The 8,055-nt window shown below is 67.4% G+C and carries 7 protein-coding genes and 1 pseudogene; 6 read left to right on the forward strand and 2 right to left on the reverse strand.

Annotated elements, in window-relative coordinates; genetic code table 11:
* The first annotated feature begins 15 nt into the window (after positions 1-15).
* From AX676_RS00210 to AX676_RS00235, 6 genes are all read left to right on the forward strand, one after another.
* Entirely contained in the window at positions 16-903 is an 888-nt protein-coding gene (locus AX676_RS00210; RefSeq protein ID WP_066480476.1) for a F0F1 ATP synthase subunit gamma, read from the forward strand.
* Complete coding sequence (locus AX676_RS00215) at positions 903-1,520, forward strand: hypothetical protein (RefSeq protein WP_066480475.1); 618 nt, start codon at positions 903-905, stop codon at positions 1,518-1,520. The genes AX676_RS00210 and AX676_RS00215 overlap by 1 nt, the downstream gene beginning before the upstream one ends.
* Before the next feature lies 1 nt (position 1,521).
* Positions 1,522-2,976: a F0F1 ATP synthase subunit beta gene (gene atpD / locus AX676_RS00220; RefSeq protein WP_197417144.1), complete on the forward strand. Its 1,455-nt coding sequence runs from the start codon at positions 1,522-1,524 to the stop codon at positions 2,974-2,976.
* A 128-nt stretch (positions 2,977-3,104) separates the two neighbouring features.
* On the forward strand, positions 3,105-3,359 hold the full coding sequence (locus tag AX676_RS00225) for an ATP synthase F1 subunit epsilon (RefSeq protein WP_066480473.1): 255 nt from the start codon (positions 3,105-3,107) through the stop codon (positions 3,357-3,359).
* A 101-nt stretch (positions 3,360-3,460) separates the two neighbouring features.
* Complete coding sequence (locus AX676_RS00230) at positions 3,461-4,987, forward strand: CpaF family protein (RefSeq protein WP_197417143.1); 1,527 nt, start codon at positions 3,461-3,463, stop codon at positions 4,985-4,987.
* A 59-nt stretch (positions 4,988-5,046) separates the two neighbouring features.
* On the forward strand, positions 5,047-6,273 hold the full coding sequence (locus AX676_RS00235; protein WP_066480470.1) for an aspartyl protease family protein: 1,227 nt from the start codon (positions 5,047-5,049) through the stop codon (positions 6,271-6,273).
* Positions 6,274-6,307: 34 nt separating this feature from the next.
* Here AX676_RS00235 and AX676_RS00240 read toward each other — a convergent pair whose 3' ends face one another.
* Positions 6,308-7,321, reverse strand: a complete 1,014-nt coding sequence (locus AX676_RS00240; RefSeq protein WP_066480623.1) for a zinc-dependent alcohol dehydrogenase — start codon at positions 7,319-7,321, stop codon at positions 6,308-6,310.
* Positions 7,322-7,531: 210 nt separating this feature from the next.
* Positions 7,532-8,055, reverse strand: a pseudogene (locus tag AX676_RS17990) (hypothetical protein); the annotation flags it as partial.

Below are 8,055 nucleotides of genomic sequence, written 5' to 3' on the forward strand. Positions count from 1 at the left end.
GAGGAAAAGGGTAACATGGCCTCGCTCAAGGCACTGAAAATGCGGATCGGGTCGGTCAAGTCGACCCAGAAGATCACCAAGGCGATGAAGATGGTCGCCGCCGCCAAGCTGCGCCGGGCCCAGGACGCGGCCGAGGCCGGGCGTCCCTATGCCCAGCGGCTGGAAGCCGTCGTCGCCTCGCTCGCCGCCCGCGTCGGCCGCAAGGATGGCGGGCCGCTGCTGCTGTCGGGCACCGGGCGTGACCAGGTGCACCTGTTCGTCGTCGCGACCAGCGACAAGGGGCTGGCGGGTGCATTCAACACCAACATCGCGCGCCTCGCGCGCCGCCGTGCCGAAGAGCTGGTCGCCCAGGGCAAGACGGTCAAGTTCTACACCATCGGCCGCAAGGGCCGCGCGGTGCTGGCGCGCAGCTTCCGCGACCAGATGGTGCATTCGATCGAGCCGGGCGATCTCGGCAAGCTGCGCTTCGCCGATGCCAAAGGCTATGCCGACGACCTGATCGCGCGTTTCCACGCCGGCGAGTTCGACGTCGCGCACCTGTTCTATTCGACCTTCAAGTCGGTGCTGACCCAGGAACCGACCGAGCAGCAGATCCTGCCCGTCGCGATTCCCGCAGCGGCCGAGGGCGCGCCGGCGACCGATGGCGGCGCAGTGGTCGAATATGAGCCCGACGAGGAATCGATCCTCGCCGACCTGCTGCCGCGCAACGTCGCGATCCAGCTGTTCCGCGCGATGCGCGAGAATGCGGCGTCCGAGCAGGGCAGCAAGATGACCGCCATGGACAATGCGACCCGCAACGCCGGCGACCTGATCAAGCGGCTCAACATCGAATATAACCGCACGCGCCAGGCGGCGATCACCACCGAGCTGGTCGAGATCATTTCGGGAGCGGAGGCGCTCTGATGCGGCCGGCGCTGGCGATCCTGCTGGTGGCGACGGTGCTGGGCGGCTGCAATTCGCAGCCGGCCGAGCCGACCGTGCGCGAGCAGGAAGCCGAGCTGGTCAATTCGACCGCCGACCTCAAGCAATGGGACCGCGTGTTCGGCGTGCCGTCGGACACCGTCGCCGCGCTCAACCAGTTCGGCTTCCGCCTCGCCGACTATGGCCAGGCCGGCGAGGGTGCCGCGACCAGGGGCGAGCCGATCATCCTGTCGCAATCGGATCGCCCGGCCCCGAACGAAGGCACGGTCGAGGTGAGCGGCGCGACGGCGGCGCGGATCGACCGCATCGACTTCACCCTCGCGCTGACCGATCCCGACTATGCCGACACCGCCAAGGGCCGCTTTGCCAAGGTGATCGGCGATTTCCTGTTCCAGTTCGACCTCGAACCCGGCGACGCGCTGGCCGCCGTCGCTGGCGAAGCCGATGCCGAAACCCGCATCGCCGGCACGCCGGTGCGGATCGATACGACCGAAGGTGAGGACGGCGTGCGCCGCATCACCGTGACTTTCACGCGTCCGGACGCTAAGGCGCCGGACAATCAGCCAGACCAAGGACAAGCAGATGGCAACCGCGCCTGAAATGACCCGCGCCGCCGGGACCACCAACAATGTCGGCCGTATCGCCCAGGTGATCGGCGCCGTCGTCGACGTGCAGTTCGACGGCACGCTGCCCGCGATCCTGTCGGCGCTCGAAACCGACAATAACGGCAACCGGCTGGTGCTCGAAGTCGCGCAGCATCTGGGCGAGAACACCGTTCGCACGATCGCGATGGACTCGACCGAGGGCCTGACCCGCGGTCAGACCGTCACCGACACCGGTGCGCAGATCCGCGTGCCCGTCGGCCCCAAGACGCTGGGCCGCATCATGAACGTGGTCGGCGAGCCGATTGACGAGCGCGGCCCGATCGGCGCGGAAACCACCGCCCCCATCCATGCCAAGGCGCCCGAGTTCGTCGACCAGTCGACCGAAGCCAGCATCCTCGTCACCGGCATCAAGGTCATCGATCTGCTGGCGCCCTATGCCAAGGGCGGCAAGATCGGCCTGTTCGGCGGCGCGGGCGTGGGCAAGACCGTGCTCATCCAGGAACTGATCAACAACATCGCCAAGGGGCATGGCGGCACGTCGGTGTTCGCGGGCGTGGGTGAGCGCACCCGCGAGGGCAACGACCTCTATCACGAATTCCTCGACGCGGGCGTAATCGCCAAGAACGAGGCGGGCGAGGCGATCAGCGAAGGATCGAAGGTCGCGCTGGTCTATGGCCAGATGAACGAGCCCCCCGGGGCACGCGCGCGCGTGGCCCTTTCTGGCCTGACCATCGCCGAATATTTCCGCGATGTCGAAGGCCAGGACGTGCTGTTCTTCGTCGACAACATCTTCCGCTTCACCCAGGCCGGTTCGGAAGTGTCGGCGCTGCTCGGCCGCATCCCGTCGGCGGTGGGTTACCAGCCGACGCTGTCGACCGACATGGGCGCGCTGCAGGAGCGCATCACCTCGACCAACAAGGGGTCGATCACCTCGGTGCAGGCGATCTACGTGCCCGCCGACGACTTGACCGACCCCGCGCCGGCCACCTCGTTCGCCCACTTGGATGCGACGACCGTGCTCAACCGCGCGATTTCGGAGCTGGGCATCTACCCGGCGGTCGATCCGCTCGACTCCACCTCGCGCGTGCTCGAGCCGCGCGTCGTCGGCCAAGAGCATTACGAAACCGCGCGCGCCGTCCAGTCGACGCTGCAGAAGTACAAGTCGCTTCAGGACATCATCGCCATCCTTGGCATGGACGAGCTGTCGGAAGAGGACAAGCTGACGGTCAGCCGCGCGCGCAAGATCCAGCGCTTCCTCAGCCAGCCGTTCCACGTCGCGGAAGTCTTCACCGGCATCCCCGGCAAGTTCGTCCAGCTGGAAGACACCATCAAGTCGTTCAAGGCGGTGGTGAACGGCGAATATGACCACCTGCCCGAAAGCGCCTTCTACATGGTCGGCGGCATCGACGAAGCGATCGCCAAGGCCGCCAAAATGGCCAGCGAGGCGTAAACGAACATCGCCCTCTCCCCGTGGGGAGAGGGTTGGGAGAGGGGAAGGCCAAACGCCCGACGCCGCCTCTTCCAGCACCCCCTCTCCCCGAACCTCTCCCCACGGGGGAGAGGGAGAAGGACCGACAAATGCTCCACTTCGAACTCGTCACGCCCGAAAAGCTCGTTCGCTCCGAATCGGTGCATATGGTCGTCGTGCCGGGCACTGACGGCGATTTCGGTGTGCTGGAAGGACACGCACCGCTGATGTCGACGATCCGCGACGGCGCGCTCGCCATCTATCGTACCGAGCGTGGCGAACCCGAAACGATCCGCATCGAAGGCGGCTTTGCGGAGGTTAACGCGCGCGGCCTGACCGTGCTCGCCGAGCGCGCCGAGGCCTGATCCGCGCCGCCGGACCGACGGTTTCGCGACGTGGTTAGGCAATTGTAAAAGGTTCGCGCCTATCGCTGGGGTCAATAGTTTTGGCCGGGCGAGAGACAGACGTGAACGCATTCGGGCGACGCAGTGGCGTAAATGGTGCGGGCGGCGGGCGCCCTTCGTTCGGCGTGGCGCGCCCGATGCAGGGCGGTCCGGCCCGCCCCGGCGAACCCGATGTCGCAACGCAGTTCCCGCAGATCCCCGTCCCCGGTGCCAGCCCCAGCGAAGAGATCAGCCCGCTGGTCAGCGCCCAGGGGCTCGACGCGATGGCGCGGCTCGACGAACGCCAGCAGGCGTCGGGCGACGCCGCGAACAGCCGGGTCGAGGGCTTTGAGAGCTCGATCCACCGCATCAAGGAACAGGTGCTGCCGCGCCTGCTCGAACGCGTCGATCCCGAAGCCGCCGCCACGCTCAACAAGGACGAGCTGGCCGAGGAGTTTCGCCCGATCATCGGCGAGGTGCTCGCCGAGCTGAAGCTCACCCTCAACCGCCGCGAACAGTTCGCGCTGGAAAAGGTGCTGGTCGACGAGCTGCTCGGGCTGGGGCCGCTCGAGGAATTGCTCTCCGACCCCGCGATCAGCGACATCATGGTCAACGGGCCGGACCAGACCTTTGTCGAGCGCAAGGGCAAGCTCGAGATCGCCAACATCCAGTTCCGCGACGAGGAGCATCTGTTCCAGATCGCCCAGCGTATCGTCAACCAGGTCGGCCGCCGCGTCGACCAGACGACGCCGCTCGCCGACGCCCGCCTGAAGGACGGCAGCCGTGTCAACGTGATCGTGCCGCCCTTGAGCCTCAAGGGCACCGCGATCTCGATCCGTAAGTTTTCCGCCAAGCCGATCACGCTCGACATGATGGCCAAGGGCGGATCGATGTCGGAGAAGATGGCGACCGCGCTCAAGGTCGCGGGCGCGAGCCGCTTCAACATCGTCATCTCGGGCGGTACCGGCTCGGGCAAGACGACGATGCTCAACGCCCTGTCCAAGATGATCGACCCGGGCGAGCGCGTGCTGACGATCGAGGACGCGGCCGAACTCCGGCTGCAGCAGCCGCACTGGCTGCCGCTCGAAACCCGCCCGCCAAATCTGGAGGGCCAGGGCGAGATCACGATCCGCGATCTGGTCAAGAACGCGCTGCGTATGCGTCCCGACCGCATCATCCTGGGCGAAATTCGTGGCAGCGAGTGTTTCGACCTGCTCGCCGCGATGAACACCGGCCATGACGGCTCGATGGCGACGCTCCACTCCAATTCCCCACGCGAATGCCTGGCGCGTATGGAGAACATGGTGATGATGTCGGACATCAAGGTGCCCAAGGAAGCGATCAGCCGCCAGATCGCCGACTCGGTCGACCTGATCGTCCAGGTCAAGCGCCTGCGCGACGGCTCGCGCCGCGTGACCAACATCACCGAAGTGATCGGCATGGAAGGTCCCGTGATCGTGACGCAGGAGCTTTTCAAGTTCGAGTATCTGGACGAAAGCGCCGACGGCAAGATCATCGGCGAATATCGCGCGATGGGCCTGCGTCCCTACACGCTTGAAAAGGCCAAGCAGTTCGGCTTCGACCAGGCACTGCTCGAAGCCTGCCTCTGATCCTCGCGGGTAATTCGGAAGTGGCGAGCGGCGATCGCGCGCGCTAGGCTGTGCCGCGAATGCGTTGCTGCGTCCTGATGATTCCCGCCACGCTGCTGGCGTCGGCGGTTCCGGCAAGCCGGGCCGAACCGGTCCAGCGCCGGGCGAAGGCGGTCGAGGCCGCCACGCCTGTTCCCGTCGCCGTCACGCTCGCCCCCGATGCGGAGGCGCGCTGGGTGGCGTTTCAGACGACACCGGGCAACCAGCTGCTGTTCGACGTCGAGATCAACGGTGTCGCCGGCCGCGCGATCCTCGACACCGGGGTCAGTCACACCGTCGTGTCGACCGAATTCGCCGGCCGTGCGGGTCTGGCCCCCGCCGGGGAAGGTCGCGCCATCGCGATCGGCGGCCAGATCAACCTGCGCTGGGGCCAGGCGCGGCAGGTCCGCATCGGCGGACTGACGCGCACCGGCGGCCGGGTCGGCATCCTGCCGCTCGCCGCGGCCGCCACCGCGACCGCGTCGCCGATCGACGCGCTGGTCGGGGCGGACATCCTGTCCTGCTGCGCGCTGGACATCGATTATGATGCGCGCCGCTTTCGCCTGCTGCCCAGCGGTCGCCTGCCCTATACCGGGGCGCGCGCGCCGCTGCGGCTGTCCGCCGACCGCCAGGTCTATGTCAGCGAGCTGATGCTGGGCGCACAAACCGTGCGACCGGTGCTGATCGATACCGGCGACGGCTCGTCGGTCACCGTCACCCGGCCCGTCTGGCAGCGCGCGCGAGTTGCCACCCCCGGCCTCACCACCACGCTCGCTTACGGGCTGGGCGGCCCCGTGGTGTCCCAGATGGCGATCGTCCCCGAGCTGCGCGTCGCCACGCTTGCTGCGCACAATGTCGAGGTCCGCATCGAACCGCAGAGCGGCTTTGCGGCGAGCACGGGCACGACCGGGCGGATCGGCTCGGGCTTTCTGATGCGCTACCGCGTGCTGCTCGACCCCATGGCGGGCCACATGATCTTCGTGCCCGGCGCTCGTGCGCTCGACGTACCCAAACGCTCGACCAGCGGCTTGCTGCTCGGCCAGCAGACCGGGCGGCTAAAGGTGCTGCACGTCATGGCGAACAGCCCGGCCGCAAAGGCGGGGTGGCAGGTCGACGACCTGATCTGCGCGGTCGACGGCAAGGACGTGACCCCCGGCCCGACGGGCAGCACCGACGTGACCTGGCTGACCGACACGCCCGGCCGGGTGGTGACGCTCGCCCTGTGCGACGGCCGCGTCCGCGAGCTGACGCTCCGTCGCTTCTACTGATCGGGCCTGAACAGTCCCGGCACCCACTGGCGCTTCATCGGACGAAGACCGGCTTCAATCCGGGCTCGGTCAGCACTTTGGCTGCATCGTCGAACGGAAAAAGCCCGCTCGTCACCGGCGCGGGATCGAAACGCCCGGACTGGATCAACGCCAGCGCGGGATCGACATTCGGAATGCCGCGCCCGGGTCCCGTGTAGAAATGGACACCACGCGCGTACATCTCGAAAAGGGGGAGTTCGACCGGCGCGAAATGGCCGCCGACCGACGAACAATGCCCCTCGACCTCGGTCGAGCGCAACGCGCAGACCAGGCTGGCCGCGTCGGCACTGGCATCGACCGTGATCGGAAAGCTGCCAATTGACCTGGGGGGCGGCCCCTCGACGACGGTCGCGCCATAGCGTTCGGCGATTGCGAGCCGAGCCGGCACCTGATCGACATAGGTGACGGCGTTCGCGCCGGCGGCGATCGCGATCCCGACGGCATAGAGCCCGATCGACCCTGACCCGCCCATCACCAGCACGTCCGCGCCCGGGGTGCGATCGAGATGCGGGACGACATATTCCCAGGCGAAACCGATATTGTCGCCCAGGCTGGCGAGATGGGTCGGTTCGACTTCAGCCGGCAGGACGCGCAGCGCATAGTCCGCAGCCGGGACCCGGACGAGGTCGGAAAAATAGCCCGTCGGCGTAAAGCCGATACCATGCCAGTTGCGCCGCACGAGGTCCGGGCTGTTTTCCAGACAGCGGTTGGGGCGCGCCTGGCCGCAGCGCGCGCAGTGGCCGCACGCATCATAATAACTCATCACGACCCGGTCGCCGGGGCGCATACCGGCAACATCGCGCCCGACTTCGACCACTTCGCCGATCGCTTCGTGACCGATCGCAAACGGCCCGCGCAGCGGCGCGCGGCCAGAGATGATCAGCGGATCAATGTCGCACGTCGTCGCGACCACCGGGCGAACCAGCGCGTCACCCCCATCGATCAGGCGCGGCGATTCCTGCGCTCGCCATTCCAGGTTGCCCGGCGCGACGAAATAGAGGCTCGTCAAATGCACCAATCCCCAAAGGCGTCAATCCGATGAACGCGCTGGCCGATATGAGGTTTATTTCAAGAATCGGCCGCAACGACAAGCCCGATCCGGCCATTATTTACGTGTGCCGTGCATGCACTTGATCTCAGCCCATCAACCGACGCCTGTTTCTCCGATTTACCTTACGGCAAACTGGCCAGACCCAGCGCGGGACAACAGCGCCATGCGTCAGCGCAGCCTTGCACGCGTGCCGTAATCGATGCGGATGGCGACCCATTCGCCATATTTCAGCCGCCCGCCCAGACGCGGCGGGCGCACGCGGAATTGCCACGCGGCCGCCAGCACCGCGCGCGCGATGTTCGATCCCTCCGGCCCCTCGCCCAGCGCATAGCAGTCCTCGACGCGATAGTCGGGGACGGTGCGGCACGCGATCAGCCCCCAGCCCGGCCCCTTGGCCGTCGACAGGTATCCGCTCAGTTCGTCGTCATAGGGCTCGCGATACCAGGACGCGGCATAGAGCGGCTCGCCATTGGGGCCGCTGCCCGCGACGCGCGGCGTGTCGTTGGAGGGCGGTCGATTGTCGGGCGGGCCATAGACGCGGCGCGGTGCCGGTGGTCCGGCCGTCGGGGGCGCGGCGGGGGCGCGCGCGATGTCGGCCGCGGCGAGCTGGTCGCGCGGCAGCAGGATGATCGGCGGCGCGGGTGTGGCAGGCGCGGGCGCGACGCTGGGTTGGGTGGCCGGCACGGGCGGCG

The organism is Sphingomonas sp. CCH21-G11 (genome assembly GCF_001555965.1).
GTDB lineage: Bacteria > Pseudomonadota > Alphaproteobacteria > Sphingomonadales > Sphingomonadaceae > Sphingomonas.